The sequence below is a fragment of the Bacillus sp. WC2507 genome (assembly GCF_052656125.1).
Genome location: NZ_JBQXPN010000001.1, coordinates 1,486,814 through 1,508,012, shown reverse-complemented (window position 1 = coordinate 1,508,012; position 21,199 = coordinate 1,486,814). Strand labels below are relative to the sequence as shown.

Below are 21,199 nucleotides of genomic sequence, written 5' to 3'. Positions count from 1 at the left end.
TCCTCATAGCCGACTCAAATTATTTACAAACGACACCTGCACGTTTAGCAGATTCAACAGTATTATGAAGAAGCATTGTGATCGTCATTGGACCAACACCCTTTGGTACAGGTGTAATGTAACCTGCAACATCTAACACGTTGTCAAAGTCAACATCACCACAAAGTTTACCTGTTTCTAAACGGTTTACACCAACGTCGATTACAACCGCTCCTTCTTTAATATAATCAGCTGTTACCATTTTAGGTCGTCCAACAGCTACGATTAAAATATCAGCTAACTTCGTTAACTCTTTCATATTTTGCGTTTTAGAATGACAATATGTGACAGTTGCATTTTCATTTAAGAACAATTGCCCCACTGGCTTGCCGACAATATTACTTCTTCCAATTACTACAACATGTTTTCCCGAGATATCAAGATTTGTTTCTTTTACTAATTCTACAATACCGTGCGGTGTACATGGAAGGAATGTATCTTGTCCCGTCATCATACGTCCCACGCTGATTGGGTGAAATCCATCTACATCTTTTTCTGGTGAAATTCTTTCAATGATAGCTTTTTCTTCAATATGTTTTGGTAAAGGTAATTGCACTAATATGCCATTAATACGGTCATCGCCATTTAAGCGATCGATTTCAGCAAGCAAACGCTCCTCAGTAATTGTTTCAGGAAGTTCAATTAGCTCTGAATAGATTCCTACTTGTTCACAGCCCTTTTCTTTTCCTTTTACATAAGAACGAGATGCTGGATCTTCTCCAACTAGAATAACTGCTAATCCTGGTACAATCCCTTGCGCTTTCAACTTCACAACTTCTTCTGTTAATTGTGCTCGTTTTTTCTCCGCAACTTCATTTCCTTTGATGATTACTGCTACCATTTTAAGATTCCCCCTTAAAGAAATTACAGTGTATCTTTTATATTAGATAAAACGCCGTTAATAAAACGACGAGATTCCTCATCCCCAAATGTTTTAGCAATTTCAATTGCCTCGTTAATTGTTACGTTGTGTGGAATTTCTTCCATGTATTTCATTTCATACACAGCTACACGTAAAATACTGCGATCAACAATACTAATACGCTCAAGCTTCCATTTTTTTAAGTTTTGACGAATCGCTTCATCAATTACTTCTTTATTTTCTACAAAACCTACTACAAGTGATTCTAGAAACTCATTTGTTTCTTCACCTTCATCTAGCGTGTTTTCCACCGCTACTTTCGGTTCTAATTCACCTGTAATATCCATTTGATATAATGCTTGCATAGCTCTTTCTCTAGCCGTCCTACGTTTCATTGTAACTCTCCTTTATGCTTCAAGTCTTTCCTTATGCTTTGTTATATTATTATAATTTATAAGCCGTCAATTCACTTACTCTTACAGTTTTCATTGATTTTCCAACCTTATAATACAATGATAATAACACAATTTATCGTTTCACACACGGGTTACAAGGCTGAAAAATAATAAAAAGATTAACTTCAAGTTCCATATCTTATCACAATGTACGTTTTTTGGAAAAACGAAACATTTTCTTTTTGATTTCTTATTTTTTGAAATAGTATAATAATTAGAGGGTTTTTATTTGTGAAGAAATGAAACGATAAAAAAGATGCCTATGTTACTAGGCACCTTTTTCATTCTTACACTGGTTCGATTTCTGTTTTTTGTGTTTCGAATGTTACGCCAACGATGTGAACATTCACTTCTTTTGGCTCAAGCCCTGTCATTGTAAAGAGTGCTTGGCGAATGTTGTCTTGAATCTTTTGTGCAACAACCGGAATCGCTACGCCAAAATACATCACAACATAAAGGTCAACGATAATATCTTCGTTTGCTAATTCAACCTTTACACCTTTACCATGATTTTTCTTACCTAACTTCTCAACAACATCTGTAGCAAAATTCCCACGCATTGCCGCTACACCTTCTACCTCAGCAGCTGCAATACCTGCGATTACTTCAATTACTTCTGGTGCAATTTCTACTTTACCAAGAGTTGTATCTTGACCCATATCTAACATATGTTCAGCCATGAAAAAAACCTCCTTTAATGTATCACTGCGTCACAAGTTCATGCTCTTCCAAAAATTTCGTATTAAACTCACCTTTTACAAAATCAGGATGATCTAGCAATTGCAAATGGAACGGGATTGTTGTATGTACGCCTTCGATGACAAATTCACTAAGCGCTCGCTTCATTTTTGCAATTGCCTCTTCACGTGTTTTCCCGTGAACAATTAATTTAGCAACCATCGAATCATAGAAAGGTGGGATTGAATATCCCGGATATACAGCTGAATCGACGCGAATACCAAATCCGCCTGGTGGCAAGTACATTTCTACTTTACCTGGAGATGGCATAAATTTTTTGGCAGGGTTTTCCGCATTAATTCGACATTCCATTGCCCAACCATTAAATTGTACTTCTTCTTGCTGTAACGATAACTTTTCTCCAGAAGCAACACGAATTTGTTCTTTAATTAAATCCATCCCTGTTACCATTTCAGTAACTGGATGCTCAACTTGAATTCTCGTATTCATCTCCATGAAATAAAAGGTTTTCGTTTTATATTCATAAATAAACTCAACCGTACCAGCACCTGTATAATCAACTGCTACCGCTGCTTTAACTGCCGCCTCACCCATCTGCTTGCGCACATTTTCATCAAGTGCAGGTGATGGACTTTCTTCTAATAGTTTTTGCAAGCGGCGCTGAATTGTACAATCACGCTCTCCTAAATGAATGGCATTCCCATGTGTATCTGCCATTATTTGAATCTCAACATGGCGGAAATCTTCAACGTACTTTTCTAAGTATACACCAGGGTTCCCAAAAGCGGTACTAGCTTCTTGCTGTGTAATTTGAATTCCTTTTACAAGCTCTTCTTCATGACGTGCGACACGAATACCTTTTCCGCCGCCACCTGCTGTCGCTTTAATAATAACTGGATATCCAATTTGATTAGCAAGCTCGATCGCTTCTTCGGTATTTTTAATAATCCCTTGTGAACCTGGTACAATCGGAACCCCTGCTTCTTTCATTGTATCACGAGCAACGTCTTTTGTGCCCATCTTTGAAATAGCTTCTGGACTTGGACCGATAAAAATTAAGTTACATTCACGGCATAACTCTGCAAAATCTGCATTCTCTGCTAAAAATCCGTATCCCGGATGAATAGCATCGCAGCCTGTTAACTTCGCAACACTAATAATGTTCGTCAAATTTAAATAACTTTCTTTCGAAATCGTTGGTCCTACACAATACGCCTCATCAGCAATTTGTACGTGAAGTGACTCTTTATCTGCTTCTGAATAAATTGCGACTGTTTCAATATCCATTTCTTTACAAGCACGAATAATTCGTACAGCAATTTCCCCACGATTGGCTATTAATACTTTTTTTATCATCACAAAGACTCCCTTATTACGCTTTTACAAGAAATAGCGGTTGTCCATACTCCACAAGCTGTCCATTATTAACAAGAATCTCAACAATTTCGCCATCTACATCAGCATCGATTTCGTTAAATAACTTCATAGCCTCGACAATACATACAATAGAATCTTTCGATACTCTATCCCCTACACTTACATATGCAGGTGTATCAGGCGAAGAAGAAGAATAGAATGTACCTACCATCGGTGATGTAATTTTATGTAGGTTCTCATTTTGAACAGATTTTTTCTCTTCTTGATTTGGTACTTCCACTTGTGCTGCCGCTACTGTTGTTTCAACTTCAACAGGTGCTACTGGTTGCACGGCTTGTTTTGCTACAGGTGCTTGCACCGCAACAACTTCATTACCACGCTTTTTCATTTTGATTGTCGTACCATCTTTTTTGTATTCAAATTCATCAATATTAGAGCTATCAATTAATTTAATTAATTCACGAACTTCTTGAATTTTAAACATGTAAAATCCACTCCCATACTCTTGTTTGTCCCGTTTTTACAGATTCTCGTCACTAAAACTAGATTGACTGTAAAAATACGATGTACTCTATTAGAAAATGCATTTCATTTCCTAATAGAAATAGTTACTATTTCCATCTTACGATAAATTTTTTAAACATTCCAATTTATATTTCTTTATAATAAATCGAAACTCCTGTAAAAATATTATTCCAATAAAAATTTATTACCTAGTAATAATACCAAGTTTCACATGAAATTGGCAAGACCACTTCCTCAAAAACATTCCTTACTTTTTCAAAAGGCTACACAATAAACAGATAATTACCGCTCCACTCTTCACCTCATCTATAGTCAATAACATATTTTTACCAAATATTATTTTTTTGTTTACACACCGTTCATCATTCCTTCATATAAGAATAGTATGTTCAAAGTGTAGAAAATATATCGTATCGAGGTGTGGACATATGATATGGCTCATTCTCTTCTTACCTGCCGTAATGGTCTGGGCATTCGTTCTCTTCATCCACGTCAAATCCGGAAAAAGTAACCATCGCTACCATGAACCGCTAATCTTTTACTCACAACGTATCTCTCCGTTCCGAGTTGAGCATAGTAAAAACAACTACAAAGACGAAATAGAAAAAAGCTATCGAAAATGATAGCTTTTTTCTATTATTATTTTCATCAATTAACTATTTTCAAACAATCCGATTCGTAAAAACTAATAATCCGCGGGGAATTTCCCCGCGGATTATTAGTTTTTATTTTGTTGGTGGATCAAATTTCACACCTACATCTTTTGATCCGCCTTCACTTCTTACAAGTTGTATAATTTTATTCGCTTCTTTTTGTGAATGCTTTGCTGCTTTTACAGTTACTCTAATATCAGTTCCATCAGCTCTTACAAGGGCATCTTTATATCCTCCTTGAGACTTAATCACTGTCTCAAGTAATTCTTGCTTCGTTTCCATTGTAGTAATTGCATCAAAATTATCTTTCGCTTTACTCTTTTCTGTTGCTGAAGATTTTGCTGAATTCATCACTTCTTGTAATCTTGATTTTTGTTCACTTAGCTGATCTTCCATTTGCATACGTAACGCTGTGAAATTTTCATCACTTGATTGAACTGTTACGTTAGCATCTTTTTTACTTGTTTCTTTGTTAGCACTCTCTTTTTTGTCTGTTTCTTTATTTGTTTCTTTATTTGATGTTTCCTTGCTTGTATTTTCTTTTTTTGGCGTTTCTTTAGGTGCTTCGTTTGTTACTGCTTTATCAGTACCTTGTTTTTCTTGTCCAATCTTTTCACCTGTCGCCGGCGATGCTGTATTCATTTTGTCAGGAGTTGTTACGTAATACACAGATAGTACAACAACTAAACTTAACATCGTTAATAGCCAAACCGTTTGTTTTTTTAACACTTTATTTCCTCCCTATCAATTTTTCGGTGAAACTGAAACGCGATGGGCTGGTACATCTAATAGCCGTATTACAGCTTCTTTTACCATCGCTTTAACTTGTATATTATCCACTCCTTTTGCTACGACAAGAACACCTCGTACTTTCGGTTTCTCTGTTCGTAAAACAACGGGAGTTTCTTTATCCCCTTCACGTATAATGACGGTCTTTTCATCAAGAGACTCATCTTCTACTTCCCTCTTACCGCCTGTTTTATCTGTTTCACCTGTTGTTTGTGAACGTTTCACTGTATTTTTTTCTAATATTTTTTCTTCTGATGAATCCAAATTCACTTTAATCGTTACATCTTTTACTCCTGCTATTTCTTCTAAAGCTGCTTTTAATTCTTGTTCATACGCTTTTTCATACTTTTCTACATTTGACATACTATCGTTACTTTTTTGTCCGAAAGTTGGTACATCTTTTTCTTGGTTTTGCGTTTTTTGTTCTTTAAATACAGGTACTTCTTCTTTTTTACTTGAAAATAAACTACTAGAAAACATAAGCAAAATCCCAAGTATGAGTAGGACAAGTAAAAACTTAGGTGTTACCTTTTTTCCCTTCTCATTGCTTTCCTTTTCATCCCCATTCAATAAGTTTCGAAAAAATGAGAATTTCGAATTTTTATCTTTATTGTCCATTTACTCCACCTGTCCTCCCTTCCATTTGAACTTGGATTTGTTTATTCTCTAGTTGCCACCTGCTTGAAAAGAAGTCTTGCATTTCTACATTCGTTTCTTCTACTTTTTTCGGCGGTTCTTTCATGTTAATTTCAACTGGCTTTACTGTTTCGATTGCATCATTTTTACTACGTTCTTTTTCTTTCAACGTCACAACAACAGATTGAATATCTTTCGCTGACTTTACTTCCGTTGTACTTTCCGCTGCGACTATTTGTATTTCAGAGACTGTCATACCATACTTTTTCTCGAACTCTTTTCCTACTTCTTTTTTCATTTTGGTAGCCATCTCTTCTAAACTATATGCACGTGTTAGAGCTTGTATTTCTTTTTTCTTCGAATCTATTGAATTTTTTACAGATCCTTCTGCTACATACTTCTCTTCATTAAAATTTGCGATTACTTCATTTACATCTGTTTGCAATAGTTTAAAAAGAGGCGTTAAGATTAATACAACTAATAATAGACTTACAACGAATTTAACGTACTTTTGCAAATTTGAATTTGGAAGAATAAGATGAAGCATTGTCGCTAAGAGTAAAAAAACGATAATATTTCTAATCCACTCTGTAACAAATTGCATACCCTTCACCTCCTACCGCATCATAAGTGTAATGTTCCCCGCAGCAATAATAATTGTGATACTTAAAAAGAACATAAACGATACGATAGCTAAGCAAGCAAATACATAAATGATGCTCCGTCCAATGATATCTAAACATTGAATAATTGCTCCGCCGCCAACTGGCTGTAATACTGCTGCTGCGAATTTATAAATAAACGCGATACAAAAGATTTGAATCGCTGGAAAAGCGACAATTAGACATAGGATGACGAGCCCAATAATTCCGACGGTGTTTTTTAATAATCCCGACGCACTAATAACAGTATCCGCCGCCTCTGTAAACATTCTTCCTACTACAGGAATAAAGTTCCCTGTTACAAATTTAGCAGTTTTCACAGCGATTCCATCAGCAACAGCTGTCGCTGTTCCTTGTACAGATAATACCCCTAAAAAAATCGTTAAAAAAATACCGATAATCCCAACACTAACGTTTTGCAGAAGCTTGGACAATTTCGTAACTTTATATTGATCACTCATCGTACTTACAATACTTAATATCGTTGCAAGTAATAAAAGTGGTAGAACGATATAATTCATCAAAAGCCCACTCGTGTTCATTAAGAAGATGATAATCGGATGAAAAAACGCTACAGATACAACACCGCCTCCCGTTGCTATGAGTGCAAGCAAAATTGGCAATAGCGCTAATATGAAATCCACCATTGTTTGTATCGTTTCTCTGGCATATGTCATAACGACATAAAAACTATTTAAAGCGAAAATAATAAGTACCATATATACAACCGCATCGGCAATTTTACTTACACTACTCTTTGAAAATGCAGATTGCAGTGATTGCAACAATGCACTGAAAATTGTAAGCATAATGAGCGTTCCCAGTAGCTTCCCATTTGCAACAAGCTCGTGAAATAAATACTTTAATAAACCAAGCATCCACTCTTTTATAGAAACTTCTTTTTCTCCCTTTACAAACTCCATAAAGCTACCTTTTTGACTTTCTGGTAAATAACCTCCATATTTTGTAACAAGCCCGTCCCAAAATTGCTTCACATCTTCAATTCCGAGCTTATCCAATTGTTGATCAACGACGTTTGTTTCTACAGGAGAAGCTTGTACAACAACCGGTAAAGAAAAGAAAAGGAAGCAAGCAAATAGCAGCTTAGCTCCAAAGCCCCTCAACATTCACTCCCCCTTATCCCGTCGGTAAAAATCCGAGAATAGTTTCAATTACAACCGTCAAAATAGGAATCGCCATAACGAGAATTAGAATCTTTCCAGCTAATTCAATTTTCGAAGCGATTGCACCTTGCCCTGCATCTTTTGTAATTTGTGCTCCAAACTCAGCAATATAAGCAATCCCTATAATTTTTAGCAACGTTTCTACATACACGTTGCTAACTTTTGCTTCACTCGCTACTCTCTCAATCATTTGTAAAATAGCGTGAATTTGATCGATTAAAAGAAGGAACATCACGCTACCTACGAACACAATAAATAACGACGTAATGCTAGATTTATGCTGATTCAGTACAGCTGCTAAAAACGTAGCAACGAGGCCTAATCCGACAATTTGTATAATTTCGATGCGAACCGCCTCCTTTACTGGAAGAGAAAGACACTTTTAATCTTGTCGAATAAAGTATTAATTAAAAATGCGACATGAAATAAAATAACGACAAAACCGACAAGGATAACCCAATTTGCAATATCCTCTCTCTTTAATTCTTTTAGTACGGTATGAATGAAAGCTAAAACAATGCCGATTCCGGCGATTTGAAATATTAATCCAACATCAATGGACATCGCCTTTCTCCCTCCTATAGCAGTAAAATTACGATAAGTAGCCCCGCTAGTACCCCTAAGCTCTTAATCATTTTTTCGTATTGTAGTTGTAATGCTTTCGCTTCTTCTTCTTCTCTCTCTAAATGCGTAATACATAAGCGAATATGTTTTTGTTGTGATTCACGATCATGTTGTCCAAGCGTTTCACCGAATTGTTGCAAAATCTCATACTCAGTTTGTTGAAACGCTGTTAGCTTCCAATTTTCTTTCAAACTATCTATCCAAGCCTCTCTAACTGTTTGTTCTCCACTTTCTAACCTTCTAGCGAAACTTTGAAATATCCAATTTAGTGGCTTCGGCATTTGTTTCACTAATCGCTCAGCGGCTTCTGATAAAGGTGTATGCCCGTACATAATTTCTGCTTCTAGTGATTGAAGTGCCGCTTTCAATAATCTAAGTTGCCTCGGTCTCTCACTGTACCTTTTAGCGTATGAAAACCCGAAAAAGGTACTGACGGCAACGATTAACACTGCACCAAATATTTTCACCATACGCCTTGCACCTTTCTATGAGGTAATACCGATTTTCCATCTTTATCTTTCACTTGCATTACTGTTCCTGGCCCTCTTGCTTTTGACAATTCCACAAACCTATCAAATACGCCGAGCTCTAGCACTGCCTTTAGTGATGGGCGCTTCACCACATCATCATAAGAAAATCCATGTGCGCTTATAAAAAGCTGAACCCCCGCATGTACTGCCTCCATAATTGCTTCACTATCTTCTTTACGACCAATTTCATCCACAATTAATATATCTGGGCTCATAGAACGAATCATCATCATCATTCCTTCAGCTTTTGGACATGCGTCTAACACATCTACTCGTGTGCCAAAATCATATTGCGGGATGCCTTTCACACAACCTGCAATTTCTGACCGTTCATCAACAATCCCCACTTTACAAGAAGGAATTTTTGAAGCACTTACACCTTGACTCATGCAACGTGCTACATCTCTTAAAAGTGTTGTTTTCCCCGTTTGCGGTGGGCCAATTACCATCGTGTTTAACCAGCGTGATTTATACAAGTACGGCAAAAGTGGTTCAGCAATTCCTATTTTTTGACGAGCAATACGAATATTAAAGGAAGAGACATCCCGAATCATTTTCACTGCGCTTTTTTCTGTAATGACTTTTCCCGCTAAGCCGATTCTATGTCCTCCTCGAAGTGTCACATACCCACGTTTTAACTCCTCTTCCATCGTATAAATTGAGAATTGACTTAACTTATTTAGTAAATAGATTGCATCCTCTGCTGTAACGATATAGTCATAAAAAAACACTTCTCCATGCGCAATACACTCTAGCGGTCTTCCAATTCGAACACGAATTTCCTCTAGAGCATCGCACCACTTACAACTTTCCACTAGCTGCTTCATCGTTTTCGGTAAAACTTCTAATACTTCTTTCATCAGCTTCTCCCCACTATACTCGACTTACTATTTCAACAGCGCGATAAAAATGCAGCCAATTCCAAGCGCTAGAAAAAAGAGTTTCAAGAAGGAAATCTCACTTGCCACACTCGCTATGCCTATTGTCATTGTTAAAATTAATACGGTCGGTCCAACAAACGCCAACATACCATTTATAAACAATGCTTTCTTCGCATCATTCACATAAAGCATAAGCAAAGCGGCGAATATTTCCGCGCTACCTGAAAACAACCGAAGTAACCCCATCACAAGCACGGATGTTTCCATTGCCGCTAGCCACTGTTTCATTCTCCCACCTTCTCCCATAACGGTTACTAGTGCTGCACTCCAAAAAAGAATATATTTGTACAACCATATGCAGAGGTTGTCTATTTCAGAAGTAAAAACATATTTTTTCTCTAACGCCTTTGTTAAATCTGAATATTCTCATTAATTTATGGTATATTTAATTTAAAAGGGGTATAGACGATGCAGCACGTTACTTTAGTACCACTCGATTTACGCTATGCAAATGTGATTTTTGAGCTATCAAGTGATCCACACATAAAAAATGCATTAGGAATACAGGTAGAAAAAATCGTTATCGAGAGTGATTGTAAATGAAGCGAATGAAATAATTGGTCTCACCACGCTTAAACATATTAATTATGAGAAAAAGCAATCTCACATTGGCAGTTGGCTTGGTTATCCATACTGGGGAAAAGGCTATAATGAGGCTGCCAAAAAAGAAATTTTAAAAATCGCTTTTTTAGACTTACAACTTACATACGTATTTGCTGGTGCTAAAACGACTAATATCCGCTCGTTAAAAGCACAAGAGAAACTACCTTATATTTCATTGCATGTGGAAGATAAATTTCCAGACGAACATGCTGCATTAGAGAGAGAAGTAAAATCACCTTGCGTACTGCATGTCGTATCACGCGAAAATTTTTTAAATTGGCTGGAATTAGAAATTGAGGGGGGAAAATATGAAGGTATTGAAAATTAGTTTAACTATTGTAGTAGAATTAGCTCTTATTTATCTTTTTTCATTATTGGTCGGTTGGTCATTTATGGAGGCCTTTTTCCTTGGTAGTTTAGCGATATTTGCAATTACGTGGTTCATTATTATGAGTAATCATAGAAACAACATTACAGATCACGCAATAAGTAAAACATTAACTGGCGTTGAGACTGGCGAGATAAAACCATTTCAAATTGTTTTGACTCCATATATTATGGGTACCCTTTCACTTGTCTTAGTTAGTTTTGTTATAACAGCGATTTATTATTTGCCCTATTTTCTATAAAAAAAAGCACTCGTGATGATCACGAGTGCTTTTCTACTATGCACGAGAAACGTATTTACCTTCACCAGTGTTGATGATAAGCATTTCGCCTTCGTTAATGAAGATTGGTACTTGTACAACAAGACCAGTTTCTAATGTAGCTGGTTTTGTTACGTTAGAAGCTGTATCCCCTTTAATACCAGGCTCTGTTTCTGACACTTTTAATTCAACTGTGTTCGGAAGTTCAACACCAAGTACTTCGCCTTGGTAAGTCATAATAGATACTTCCATGTTTTCTTTTAGGAATTTAAGCTCGCGCTCGATTTGGTTTTCACCAAGTTCGATTTGCTCATAAGTTCCGTTATCCATAAATACGTGAGCCTCACCGCTTGCGTATAAGTATTGCATACGACGGTTTTCGATGTGTGCTTTTTCTACTTTCTCACCTGCACGGAATGTTTTCTCTTGAACAGAACCTGTGCGAATGTTACGTAGTTTAGAACGAACGAATGCAGCACCTTTACCTGGCTTTACGTGTTGGAAATCAAGTACTTGCCAAAGGGCATTGTCCACTGAAATTGTTAAACCTGTACGAAAATCGTTTACTGAAATCATGTAAAAAAATCCTCCTGTGTATTACAAAATAATAAGTTCTTTTGGTGATTTCGTAATTACTTCATTACCTTCACTTGTTACAATGATATCATCTTCAATACGTACGCCGCCAATACCTGGAATATAAATACCTGGTTCTACTGTTACAGCCATACCTGGTTCAAGTACTGTATCAGAACGGAACGCTAAACCTGGTGCTTCATGGATTTCAAGACCGATTCCATGACCAGTAGAGTGTCCGAAGTATTCACCGTATCCTTTTTCCGTTATGTAATCGCGCGTTAACGCATCCGCCTCGCGGCCACTTAAACCAGCTTTAATACCGTTCACACCACGTAGTTGTGCTTCTAAAACGATATTATAAATTTCTTTCAATTTATCAGATGGTTCACCAACTGCAATCGTACGAGTAATATCAGAGCAATATCCTTTGTAATAAGCGCCGAAGTCTAATGTAACGAAATCTCCTGTTTCTATCACTTTTTCAGATGCCACGCCGTGCGGTAATGCCGAACGAAGACCTGAAGCAACGATAATATCAAACGAAGAAGATGTTGCTCCTTGTTTTCTCATGAAAAATTCAAGTTCATTTGACACTTCAATTTCAGATACTCCCGGGCAAATGAATGATAGAATATGTTCAAAGGCAGCATCTGCAATCTGTGCAGCTTCCTTTAATATCTTAATCTCTGAATCAGTCTTTATCAAGCGTAACTTTTCTACAAGCCCAGAAGTTGGGATAAATTCAGCATCGATCGCTTCTTTATGCGCTGAATAAGAACTATATGTAAGAGTATCTTGCTCAAAGCCAAGCTTTTGAATTCCTAGTTCCTTCACTTGATTTGCAACTTCATCAATGATTAATCCTGCATGCTGTACAATCTCGTATCCAACCGCTTGTTTACTAGCCTGCTCTACGTAACGGAAATCTGTAATAAATTGAGCACGGTTTTTCGAAATCAGTACAACACCAGCTGTTCCTGTGAAGTTAGCCATATATCTACGACTATGTTCATTTGTTAACAAAATACCGTCAATACCAGTCTCATCAAATGCACTTCTTAATTTTTCAATCTTCTCCATTACTTTATGCCTCCCTCAGTTTCTCCATTAATGCAAATAACGCTAACTTATAGCCATAAAAACCAAATCCAACAATTTGTCCCGCACAAACAGCCGCCGTCACAGATTCATGACGGAATGATTCACGCTGGTGAATGTTAGAAATATGTACTTCAATAACAGGAATCGAAACGCTCGCAATTGCATCTCGAATCGCATAGCTATAATGCGTAAATGCTCCAGGATTTAAAATGATCCCTTCATATATATCTTCCGCCTCATGAATACGATCGATAATCGCACCTTCATGATTCGATTGGAAACATTCTAACTCCACTCCCATTGTTTCTGCTTCTTGCTTCATATCTGCTTCAAGTGTCGCTAGCGTGCCCTTGCCATATACATTTACCTCACGAACACCGAGGCGATTTAGGTTAGGACCGTTTACGAGGAGTACCTTTTTCATATGCTTAAAACTCCTTAATATTAAATGTCTATACAACATTTTAACATAGGAGTTACTTGTTTGAATAGTTTGTCTTCTCCTCTCCTTCTCGCTCAGCTTTATTGGTATTTACTGCGTAGGAAACAGAGTATGCTATAAACACACCATACAATATAAAAATACATATTGTCGTCACAATTGTTTCTTTTGGTAAATGGAGTGCACTTTTAATAGCGGGTGCTAGTAACCCCATTCCGAAAAATAGTAACGCCCACCAAAATAGACCGTAAATCATTCCTGGAAGAATTCCTTCAAACTTTGCCAAAAACGCTTTATACAAAAAGGCAATTAAAATCGAAAGTAGTGCCATACAAACAATTCCTGACACATTGCCCCATACCCCTTCTTTCCAGCTTCCAAAGGCAAATGGTAATAGTAAATAATTCGGTCCCGCTTCCGTAAATGAAAATATATGAAGGAAATACCATATTCCTCCCCAAAAGAGTCCACCAAATAAACCAATTTGCACAAAATTCCTTGTTCCTAATTGTTCTTGACTCACATCGACACCTCCGCTCAATAGTATGCCCGAAACTATTTTGAACCATGTTTAAATACTGCGAAATTTGTCTATAAAAAGAATAAGAAATGTCCGACTCTCGTAACATTTCCCCTTGTCATCTACTTGTATTTGTCGATAAAATAAAGGAAACTCGGTGATTGTCTTATTTCGAAATGACAGAACCCAGTATGACAATTGCCTCTTTTTCTACATAAGAGAGAAACAAATACAGGTTGGTGTTAACATGGCAGAAGAGTCAAAACAAATATATGGCGGGCAAGCAGTCATAGAAGGAGTTATGTTTGGCGGTAGAGAATATACTGTTACAGCGGTTCGTCGTAAAGATAAATCGATTGAATTTTATCGATTACCACGCGTTCGTAATAAAGCATTATCTATCCTAAAAAAAATTCCATTTTTACGAGGGATTGCCGCTATTGTGGATGCAAGTGCGAACGGTGCAAAACATTTAAACTTTGCTTCAGAACGATTTGATATCCATCCAGAAGAAGACGAACAAATTGCAAATAAAAAAGAAGAACAATCGAAATTAACGATGGTATTAGGAGTTGCAGCAGTTGGCGTTTTATCTTTCATATTCGGTAAAGTCATTTTCACAGCAGTTCCTGCACTACTAGCTGAATTAACGAGACCGATTTTCCCATCTCATACAGGGCAAATCATTGTCGAAAGTGTCATTAAGCTCATGCTATTATTGAGCTATATATACTTTATTTCTTTAACCCCACTTATTAAGCGGGTATTTCAGTACCACGGTGCGGAGCATAAAGTAATTAATGCCTATGAGAATAATCTTCCAATGACTGTAGAAAATGTTCAAAAACAAACTCGCCTCCATTATCGCTGTGGCAGTAGCTTTATTATATTTACAGTCATTATTGGAATGTTTGTTTATTTCCTTGTCCCTACAGATCCACTTTGGGCCAGAGTCGTAAACCGTATTTTATTAATTCCAGTCGTTCTCGGCATTTCTTTTGAAGTGTTACAATTTACGAATCGATTACGCGATATTCCCGTATTACGCATACTTGGATATCCCGGATTATGGCTGCAACTATTAACAACGAAAGAACCAACAGACGATCAAGTGGAAGTAGCCATTGCATCGTTTGAAGAATTATTACGTTTAGAAAACAAACAATAATTATTTAAAATTGGTGTTCAACTCCTTTCCTCATCGTTAATATACTAATTTTAATATATGTTTTTAGGAGGTGTCCCTTATGAACGGTCGTTCGTTTACTTTCGCTATATTTGTGCTTATTATCGGATTAGCAATATTCGGCCTTGTTTCATCTGTCATTACAGATCCAATGGGAGTGTTAAGAAATATTGGTATCATGTTGGCTGTCGTTGGTATCTTTTATTTACTCTACAAAATGTTTACAAACTCTAGTGGTTCTGCAAATTCGCAAAGCTCTTATAAGCGTGCTGCAAAACAATCGAACCGCAAACATGGGAAACAAAATGTAGCACCCCTAAGCAATTCTTTCTTTAAATCAAACGCTTCTAATGACAAAGGGAAAAAAGGCACTCCTTCCACTTTGAAGCGAAAAAGAAAACAATCTCATTTAACTGTCATTGAAGGTAAAAAAAACAAAAAGAAAGACCGTGCTTCCTTTTAGGAAATACGGTCTTTTTTTATATTTTGAAGCACTTCTTTCAGACTTTTATCTTTCATACTCTCAATTCGAAGGTGATGATTTTCAAATGGTAAATTTCGTGTCACATCATTAGGCACAACAACGCACGTTAACCCTGCTGCAATCGCTGCTTTCAATCCATTTAACGAATCTTCAAACACAACAGCTTCAGATGGCTCAATTTCTAAATCCTCTATTGCAATTCGATAAAGTGCTGGATCTGGTTTTACCTTCTCAACATCTTCTCTCGTTTTAATGACTTCAAAATAATCTCGAATTTGTAGCTCTTCTAAAAAATGAATAACCCATTCTCTAGATGAACTGGAAGCTAATGCGATTTTTAATCCCATTTCTTTCGCTTCCTCTAAATATTCTTTTACCCCATCACGCGCTTCTGGTATTTTCATTTTCTCTTTATGTAAAGTTTTCACTTTTTCTTGTAATGCGTGCTTGTTAAACTTCTCTTTTAATTGCCCATTTAAATATGTATACAGTACATCGTCTGTCGTTCCAATACATTTTGCAAATTCCTCTAAAGGTAACTCCCCGCCGTACTCACGAACAGCATCTCTGAAAGAGTGAAACCATATTGTTTCTGTGTCCACAATTAATCCATCAAAATCAAAAATAATTGCTTTCATAATTCTCCCATCCTTTTCGATTGTAATAAAAAAGGAAACGCCATACGTTCCCCTTAATTACTTTTCTCTTCATTTGCTTTTTGAACACCGCGAAGTGTTTCCACTCTAACTTCATCTTGTTCAAAGTATTGCACTAAATCACCGATACGGTCAATTGATTCCCAACTTAAATGATGTTCAATTCCTTCTACATCATTATAAATTTTACTTTCATCCACACCAATAATACGCATAAACTGCTCTAACAATTCATGACGATATACGAGACGTTCTCCGATTTTTTTACCTTTTGATGTTAATACAAGCCCTCTATATTTTTCATAAATTAGATATTCGTCTTTGTCTAATTTTTGTACCATTTTTGTTACAGAGGATGGATGTACACTAAGTGCTTCAGCAATATCAGATACACGGGCATAACCCTTTTCATCAATCAACAAATAAATTTGTTCAATATAATCTTCCATACTAGGGGTAGGCATCGGTTTCCTCCATCCAATTTCATTTTGCTCATTCCGTACGAAGCAATCAATAAAATGATACACCAGAAAGAATAACGTGACAAGGTAGAAACGAGCCTAAATATATAAAACAAAAAAGAATCTGTATTCCCATACAGACTCCCTTATGTAAAATATTGAATTTCTGCATCAGGAAAAAACTCATGTATATAACCTCTTATCGTTTCTTCCAATACTTCTGCGTCATCTTTTTTATATACGTATTTCCCAATACCATATCGTCCCCATTTATACTTTCGCTTCTCTTCATCCATTTCAAGCTTCGTATTCGGATAACGCTCTTGAATCACTTTTTTTGCCGGCTTTGTAAAGCGATGTTGAATTAATTCAAATGATAAATTTGGTATCGTCATATCTTTCAATGCATTGTACAATCTTTCAAATAACTCACGGTATCCTTCTTCCCATCCTTCATGCATATAAATTGGTGCTACTATAAATCCGAGCGGATAGTTAGCCCCCGCTACTTTGCGAGCAGCCCCAATTCGATCTTCAAACGGTGATGTCCCCGGCTCAAAATTTTTAATCACATAACGAGAATTAATACTAAACCGGAAACGAGTTTTCCCATTATGTTTTGCATCTAATAAATGATCAACGTGCGAATATTTCGTAACGAAACGTAAACGCCCATGCTCACTTTCTCCAATGAATTCAATCGCCCGCTTTAATGCATGTGTTAAATGATCAATTCCGACGATATCTGATGTACAAGCCGCTTCAAACCTTGTTATTTCAGGTGCTCTTTCATCCATATATTGCCTTGCCTTCTCAAATATTTCATCAAGATTCACATACACGCGAACGTAAGGCTTACTCCCAAGTGTCGTTTGCAAATAGCAATAATGACAATGTCCCATGCACCCCGTTGCGAGCGGAATTGCATATTCAGCTGACGGTTTTGACGTATCAAACTTTAATGTCTTCCTCACTCCAACAACAAGCGTTGCTTTTGCATTACGATACTTTTGCAAATCATTTTCACCTGGCAAATTTCTAATTTGATTATGGGATGTCGTTTCACGAATTTCCAATCCCATCTTCGTAAACTTCTCATACAGCTCTTTTCCAAGCGGATATTCGAGTGCCTTCGGTTCAAAGTAAACGAGTTTTGGCATAAATGGTTTCATAGGCTTCCCTCCTCTCGTTAGTATGGGAAACGATGAAAAATTAACACGCATTAAAGTTTTCCACGTTTTAACAGCCTTTCAAAAGGCTGTTTTTCTTCTGTCTAATTTTACAAATTGAAAAATTTCATAAAGAAAATAAGAAAAATGCAAAATAATTAAAGTTAATTGTTGACGTGATGCTTTTATTATCGGTATCATAAATCTTCGTGAGCAATTATTTTTCGTTATACGATTTTTTTATTATTACTGAATTTTTGAGAGGAGAAATTAGATGTCAGTTAAGAAGAAAACGCAAGTACGCACCGGCAAAATGGTACGTGAACTAATGTTAGCAGACGAAGATGTAAATGCTTCGCTAATTATGGTATATAGTGAAAACGGTGTAAACGCAGAAATTAAAATCGAGGGCTTAACGCCGAAATGTAACGAAGAATTATTTTTGAGCGGAAACGTGGATTGGAACAAGAGTGTTATTTATAAAATTGTTGATTTCACTGGAAACGCTGAAGTTGGTAAAGTTACATTAACAGCGATGAACAAAAATAATGTTTCTCTAGAAATAGAACGCGTTATGTGGAGTAAAGAAAATAAAGAAGCTGCTGAACAAGAAGAAACATCTGTAGAAGCAGCGCCGAAAAAAGAAGTAGTTGTAGAAGCGCCAAAAGCAGTTACACCTGTTCCAAAGCCTGTTACACGTGTGGAAACACCTGCTATAACACCTAAGCCTACTCCGGTACCGACGCCGAAGCCAGTAAGTGTAGAAGCAGCTGTGGAACTATCTACTCCAACACCTGTGAAAAAAGAAGTACCAACTCCAGTTACAAAGCAAGTGACAGCACCGGTTGCTCCTGCAAAACCGAAGCAACCTGCTTTGACTGAAACAAATACAAAACTACAAGAAAATTATGTTAAACTTGTGAAAAAGACAATTGAAGTTTGTCAAGATTACGAGCTTGGCATCGACATAGATGATTCTATTGAAAGCTTAAAAGGAGAACTACAAAGCCAAGGTATTAGCGTTACATTTGACAAAGAAATTATGGACGTTGTAAATCGCCTTCGTTCTTTACAAGATAAAGGAATCAAAGTAGAAAAAGTACTTAATTTACTATAAAAAAAATAAGAGATGGCAATTGCCACCTCTTATTTTTTATAATTCCATTCCTTACTTTCATACTTCTCTTTTGCTAACGTTTGCACTTCATGTAACTGTTCTTCTGTTAATTCATACGGAACAAGCTCTACATCTAATCCTTTTTCAAACCCAACCTCAAACGCTTTAATTAACTGCTGGATTGTAAACGTACGGTCTGTTAGTTCATTAATTGCTACCGCTTTAGAAGAGAACATACTCTTCATACGTTCTTTTACACGTTCATTCGGGAATAAAAACAGATCGTATAATTCATCTAAATCTATTTCTAATGGAATCGACCCGTGCTGTAAAATCACACCTTTTTGACGTGTTTGCGCACTACCTGCGATTTTTCTTCCTTCTACTACAATTTCATACCAAGACGGTGCATCAAAGCATACGCCTGAACGTGGATTTTTTAAATTTTCACGGTCTGCTTCTGTTTTTGGAACTGCATAATACGCTTCTAATCCTAATGCCTTAAAACCGTCTAGTAAACCTTGCGAAATAATACGATACGCTTCTGTAACTGTTTTTGGCATATTTGGATGATCTTCAGACACAATAACACTGTACGTTAATTCTTTATCATGTAGTACACCCCTGCCGCCTGTTTGACGACGAACGAATCCATATTTCTTTTCGTTAACTACATCCATATTAATATCTTTTTCAACACGCTGGAAATATCCCACTGTTAATGTTGGTACTTCCCATTCATAAAAACGAATGGTTGGTGGCATTTTCTTTTCACTTTGCCAATTTAATAAACATTCATCTAACGCCATATTAAATGCCGGTGAACATTGACCAGAGTTAATATAACACCATTTTTCTTTTCCCATCCTGCACCTCATATAACCAATTATTTTTCACATTCTCTAGTCTACCAAATTCGACAAAATTTGTGAAAGAATACGAAATTTCTTCTTATATGCAAATGAATCTGTTGCATAAATACATACGGGCATTATAATATTGAAAGTAGGATAAGAAAAAAGGGAGCGATAGAATCGTGTCAACAACTTGGATTATTTTATTAGCCGTAATCGTAGCGTTCATCGGCTACACTGTATGGATGTATTTCTATCAGAGAAAATTAATTAAAACACTTTCAGAAGAAGAGTTTCGCGCTGGCTACCGTAAAGCCCAGCTTATCGATATTCGCGAAGCAGACGAATATACTGCAGGGCATATTTTAGGCGCACGTAACATTCCGTTATCACAAATTCGCCTTCGTCATAAAGAACTTCGCAAAGATCAACCAGTTTACTTATACTGCCAAAGTGGATTCCGTACTGGTCGTGCAGCTCAATACTTAAAGAAACAAGGCTACAAAGATTTCTACCAATTACAAGGTGGATTCAAAACGTGGACTGGAAAAATTAAAAAGAAATAATAACATACAAAAACTAGCTGAATGATTCAGCTAGTTTTTTCATTCCATATTATTTGCAATGTATAATAAATTTTGCTTAATCACATCTTTATCATTCTCTTGTGCATTACGATACAAGAGCTGATATTCAAGTGCTTTCTCTTTCCATATAAGCGTAGCAAATTCATCCCCTCGCTTGGAATCATCCTTATTTTTAAAATAAGCGAATGCTCCATTATTCAATTTCATTTGTTCTTGAAATTGCTTCTCTTCCACAAGATCCGGAAAACTATAAGGAAAGTTCGCAACATTTAACTCAATATACTCATTTCTACCCGGCTCCCGCTGTTTATATTTAATCATTAAGACAGCGTTCTTTTTTCCAATCGTTCTGACTTCCCCCTTCACATCACTCGTAATGTCGTACGGTAAAAACGCTGGAACTTTAAATTTCACTGGAAAATATTTTGGAAGCTCCTTCAGCGGAATTGGATCCGTAACACGATCCATAGCTCCCCCTGTTGTTCCCACAAAGTTTTTTTCCTCCTGCATCGTTTGCTGAAACGAACATGAACTTAGCACTAGACTAGAAAACACGAAACAAATGATTCCTTTTTTCAATTTGTTTCCGCCCTTTCTTCATACCGCTTTCTTTACGAATGAAGCGTTTATATGCTCTTCATATTCGCTTCGTTATGAAACTCCACCTTTGAAAACTTTCCACGTTATTCTCACACATTTTGACAAAACCTCTTTTATAGACGCAAAAAAGACCCCCATCATTCTCACGCCCAAATAAAAAGGTTACGCGAATAACAGAAGTCATGTTTATAACATAGTTTGTGAAAAGCTTTTCAGG

The 21,199-nt window shown here is 36.6% G+C and carries 29 protein-coding genes and 1 pseudogene; 7 read left to right on the top strand and 23 right to left on the bottom strand.

The window, feature by feature from the left end; all coding sequences use genetic code 11:
- Positions 1 to 19: 19 nt before the first annotated feature.
- The 5 genes from folD to accB all read right to left on the bottom strand — a co-directional run bounded on the left by folD (position 20) and on the right by accB (position 3,916).
- Entirely contained in the window at positions 20 to 880 is an 861-nt protein-coding gene (gene folD / locus ACUN28_RS08145) for a bifunctional methylenetetrahydrofolate dehydrogenase/methenyltetrahydrofolate cyclohydrolase FolD (protein ID WP_016086326.1), read from the bottom strand.
- Between the two features lie 23 nt (positions 881 to 903).
- The gene (gene nusB, locus ACUN28_RS08140) at positions 904 to 1,296 is read right to left on the bottom strand and encodes a N utilization substance protein NusB (RefSeq protein WP_000830249.1); all 393 of its coding nucleotides are present in this window, start codon (positions 1,294 to 1,296) and stop codon (positions 904 to 906) included.
- Between the two features lie 347 nt (positions 1,297 to 1,643).
- Positions 1,644 to 2,036, bottom strand: a complete 393-nt coding sequence (locus ACUN28_RS08135; protein ID WP_000807630.1) for an Asp23/Gls24 family envelope stress response protein — start codon at positions 2,034 to 2,036, stop codon at positions 1,644 to 1,646.
- 22 nt (positions 2,037 to 2,058) lie between these two features.
- The gene (accC, locus tag ACUN28_RS08130; protein ID WP_016086325.1) at positions 2,059 to 3,411 is read right to left on the bottom strand and encodes an acetyl-CoA carboxylase biotin carboxylase subunit; all 1,353 of its coding nucleotides are present in this window, start codon (positions 3,409 to 3,411) and stop codon (positions 2,059 to 2,061) included.
- Positions 3,412 to 3,427: 16 nt separating this feature from the next.
- Positions 3,428 to 3,916, bottom strand: coding sequence for an acetyl-CoA carboxylase biotin carboxyl carrier protein (gene accB, locus ACUN28_RS08125; protein ID WP_016086324.1), 489 nt, complete (start codon positions 3,914 to 3,916; stop codon positions 3,428 to 3,430).
- Positions 3,917 to 4,385: 469 nt separating this feature from the next.
- Here accB and ACUN28_RS08120 point away from each other — a divergent pair, with 469 nt between their 5' ends.
- Complete coding sequence (locus ACUN28_RS08120; RefSeq protein ID WP_061658350.1) at positions 4,386 to 4,580, top strand: hypothetical protein; 195 nt, start codon at positions 4,386 to 4,388, stop codon at positions 4,578 to 4,580.
- 102 nt (positions 4,581 to 4,682) lie between these two features.
- Here the strand turns inward: ACUN28_RS08120 and ACUN28_RS08115 are convergent, their stop codons facing one another.
- From ACUN28_RS08115 to ACUN28_RS08075, 9 genes are read right to left on the bottom strand one after another with little or no spacing between them, the layout of a single operon-like run.
- Positions 4,683 to 5,339 carry a SpoIIIAH-like family protein gene (locus tag ACUN28_RS08115; protein WP_016086323.1) on the bottom strand — a complete coding sequence of 219 codons (657 nt, stop codon included), beginning with the start codon at positions 5,337 to 5,339 and terminating at the stop codon, positions 4,683 to 4,685.
- 15 nt (positions 5,340 to 5,354) lie between these two features.
- A complete protein-coding gene (gene spoIIIAG, locus ACUN28_RS08110; RefSeq protein WP_016086322.1) occupies positions 5,355 to 6,017 on the bottom strand; it encodes a stage III sporulation protein AG in 663 nt (220 codons plus the stop codon).
- A complete protein-coding gene (gene spoIIIAF, locus ACUN28_RS08105; RefSeq protein WP_016086321.1) occupies positions 6,007 to 6,639 on the bottom strand; it encodes a stage III sporulation protein AF in 633 nt (210 codons plus the stop codon). Before spoIIIAF ends, spoIIIAG begins: the two co-directional genes overlap by 11 nt.
- A 12-nt stretch (positions 6,640 to 6,651) precedes the next feature.
- Entirely contained in the window at positions 6,652 to 7,824 is a 1,173-nt protein-coding gene (gene spoIIIAE / locus ACUN28_RS08100) for a stage III sporulation protein AE (RefSeq protein ID WP_016086320.1), read from the bottom strand.
- A gap of 10 nt (positions 7,825 to 7,834) precedes the next feature.
- The gene (spoIIIAD, locus tag ACUN28_RS08095) at positions 7,835 to 8,218 is read right to left on the bottom strand and encodes a stage III sporulation protein AD (protein WP_077317075.1); all 384 of its coding nucleotides are present in this window, start codon (positions 8,216 to 8,218) and stop codon (positions 7,835 to 7,837) included.
- Positions 8,219 to 8,241: 23 nt separating this feature from the next.
- Positions 8,242 to 8,445, bottom strand: coding sequence for a stage III sporulation protein AC (gene spoIIIAC, locus ACUN28_RS08090; RefSeq protein WP_000020914.1), 204 nt, complete (start codon positions 8,443 to 8,445; stop codon positions 8,242 to 8,244).
- 14 nt (positions 8,446 to 8,459) lie between these two features.
- Positions 8,460 to 8,975: a stage III sporulation protein SpoIIIAB gene (gene spoIIIAB / locus ACUN28_RS08085; RefSeq protein WP_016086319.1), complete on the bottom strand. Its 516-nt coding sequence runs from the start codon at positions 8,973 to 8,975 to the stop codon at positions 8,460 to 8,462.
- On the bottom strand, positions 8,969 to 9,895 hold the full coding sequence (gene spoIIIAA / locus ACUN28_RS08080) for a stage III sporulation protein AA (RefSeq protein WP_016086318.1): 927 nt from the start codon (positions 9,893 to 9,895) through the stop codon (positions 8,969 to 8,971). Before spoIIIAA ends, spoIIIAB begins: the two co-directional genes overlap by 7 nt.
- Before the next feature lie 27 nt (positions 9,896 to 9,922).
- Complete coding sequence (locus ACUN28_RS08075; RefSeq protein ID WP_000816054.1) at positions 9,923 to 10,204, bottom strand: YqhV family protein; 282 nt, start codon at positions 10,202 to 10,204, stop codon at positions 9,923 to 9,925.
- Positions 10,205 to 10,384: 180 nt separating this feature from the next.
- Between ACUN28_RS08075 and ACUN28_RS08070 the strand changes: the two are divergent.
- Positions 10,385 to 10,907: pseudogene (locus ACUN28_RS08070) on the top strand (GNAT family N-acetyltransferase).
- A complete protein-coding gene (locus tag ACUN28_RS08065) occupies positions 10,888 to 11,208 on the top strand; it encodes a hypothetical protein (RefSeq protein WP_016086315.1) in 321 nt (106 codons plus the stop codon). The pseudogene ACUN28_RS08070 and the gene ACUN28_RS08065 overlap by 20 nt, the downstream one beginning before the upstream one ends.
- Before the next feature lie 36 nt (positions 11,209 to 11,244).
- Here the strand turns inward: ACUN28_RS08065 and efp are convergent, their stop codons facing one another.
- The 4 genes from efp to ACUN28_RS08045 are packed head-to-tail and all read right to left on the bottom strand — an operon-like array spanning position 11,245 to position 13,871.
- Positions 11,245 to 11,802, bottom strand: a complete 558-nt coding sequence (efp, locus tag ACUN28_RS08060) for an elongation factor P (RefSeq protein WP_016086314.1) — start codon at positions 11,800 to 11,802, stop codon at positions 11,245 to 11,247.
- A 21-nt stretch (positions 11,803 to 11,823) separates the two neighbouring features.
- Complete coding sequence (pepQ, locus tag ACUN28_RS08055) at positions 11,824 to 12,885, bottom strand: Xaa-Pro dipeptidase (protein WP_016086313.1); 1,062 nt, start codon at positions 12,883 to 12,885, stop codon at positions 11,824 to 11,826.
- Positions 12,886 to 12,889: 4 nt separating this feature from the next.
- On the bottom strand, positions 12,890 to 13,330 hold the full coding sequence (gene aroQ / locus ACUN28_RS08050) for a type II 3-dehydroquinate dehydratase (RefSeq protein WP_016086312.1): 441 nt from the start codon (positions 13,328 to 13,330) through the stop codon (positions 12,890 to 12,892).
- Between the two features lie 52 nt (positions 13,331 to 13,382).
- Complete coding sequence (locus tag ACUN28_RS08045) at positions 13,383 to 13,871, bottom strand: YqhR family membrane protein (RefSeq protein ID WP_016086311.1); 489 nt, start codon at positions 13,869 to 13,871, stop codon at positions 13,383 to 13,385.
- A gap of 244 nt (positions 13,872 to 14,115) precedes the next feature.
- Here ACUN28_RS08045 and ACUN28_RS08040 point away from each other — a divergent pair, with 244 nt between their 5' ends.
- Together ACUN28_RS08040 and ACUN28_RS08035 are read left to right on the top strand one after the other, a co-directional pair.
- Positions 14,116 to 15,036: a DUF1385 domain-containing protein gene (locus ACUN28_RS08040; RefSeq protein ID WP_016086310.1), complete on the top strand. Its 921-nt coding sequence runs from the start codon at positions 14,116 to 14,118 to the stop codon at positions 15,034 to 15,036.
- A 79-nt stretch (positions 15,037 to 15,115) separates the two neighbouring features.
- Positions 15,116 to 15,517: an SA1362 family protein gene (locus ACUN28_RS08035; protein ID WP_001978909.1), complete on the top strand. Its 402-nt coding sequence runs from the start codon at positions 15,116 to 15,118 to the stop codon at positions 15,515 to 15,517.
- Here ACUN28_RS08035 and ACUN28_RS08030 read toward each other — a convergent pair.
- The 3 genes from ACUN28_RS08030 to splB all read right to left on the bottom strand — a co-directional run bounded on the left by ACUN28_RS08030 (position 15,514) and on the right by splB (position 17,827).
- Positions 15,514 to 16,176 carry an HAD family hydrolase gene (locus ACUN28_RS08030; RefSeq protein WP_016086309.1) on the bottom strand — a complete coding sequence of 221 codons (663 nt, stop codon included), beginning with the start codon at positions 16,174 to 16,176 and terminating at the stop codon, positions 15,514 to 15,516. The genes ACUN28_RS08035 and ACUN28_RS08030 overlap by 4 nt on opposite strands.
- Before the next feature lie 53 nt (positions 16,177 to 16,229).
- Positions 16,230 to 16,658 (bottom strand): transcriptional regulator MntR, encoded by a 429-nt coding sequence (gene mntR, locus ACUN28_RS08025; RefSeq protein ID WP_001143080.1) that lies wholly within the window; start codon positions 16,656 to 16,658, stop codon positions 16,230 to 16,232.
- A 143-nt stretch (positions 16,659 to 16,801) separates the two neighbouring features.
- Positions 16,802 to 17,827, bottom strand: a complete 1,026-nt coding sequence (gene splB / locus ACUN28_RS08020) for a spore photoproduct lyase (protein ID WP_016135329.1) — start codon at positions 17,825 to 17,827, stop codon at positions 16,802 to 16,804.
- A gap of 271 nt (positions 17,828 to 18,098) precedes the next feature.
- Between splB and ACUN28_RS08015 the strand changes: the two genes are divergently transcribed.
- Complete coding sequence (locus ACUN28_RS08015) at positions 18,099 to 18,941, top strand: hypothetical protein (RefSeq protein ID WP_016086307.1); 843 nt, start codon at positions 18,099 to 18,101, stop codon at positions 18,939 to 18,941.
- Positions 18,942 to 18,970: 29 nt separating this feature from the next.
- Here the strand turns inward: ACUN28_RS08015 and ACUN28_RS08010 are convergent, their stop codons facing one another.
- Positions 18,971 to 19,807: a lipoate--protein ligase family protein gene (locus ACUN28_RS08010; RefSeq protein WP_016086306.1), complete on the bottom strand. Its 837-nt coding sequence runs from the start codon at positions 19,805 to 19,807 to the stop codon at positions 18,971 to 18,973.
- A 170-nt stretch (positions 19,808 to 19,977) separates the two neighbouring features.
- Between ACUN28_RS08010 and ACUN28_RS08005 the strand changes: the two genes are divergently transcribed.
- Positions 19,978 to 20,361, top strand: a complete 384-nt coding sequence (locus tag ACUN28_RS08005) for a rhodanese-like domain-containing protein (RefSeq protein WP_000108656.1) — start codon at positions 19,978 to 19,980, stop codon at positions 20,359 to 20,361.
- Between the two features lie 39 nt (positions 20,362 to 20,400).
- Here the strand turns inward: ACUN28_RS08005 and ACUN28_RS08000 are convergent, their stop codons facing one another.
- The gene (locus ACUN28_RS08000; RefSeq protein ID WP_033660189.1) at positions 20,401 to 20,937 is read right to left on the bottom strand and encodes a hypothetical protein; all 537 of its coding nucleotides are present in this window, start codon (positions 20,935 to 20,937) and stop codon (positions 20,401 to 20,403) included.
- Positions 20,938 to 21,199: the final 262 nt, after the last annotated feature.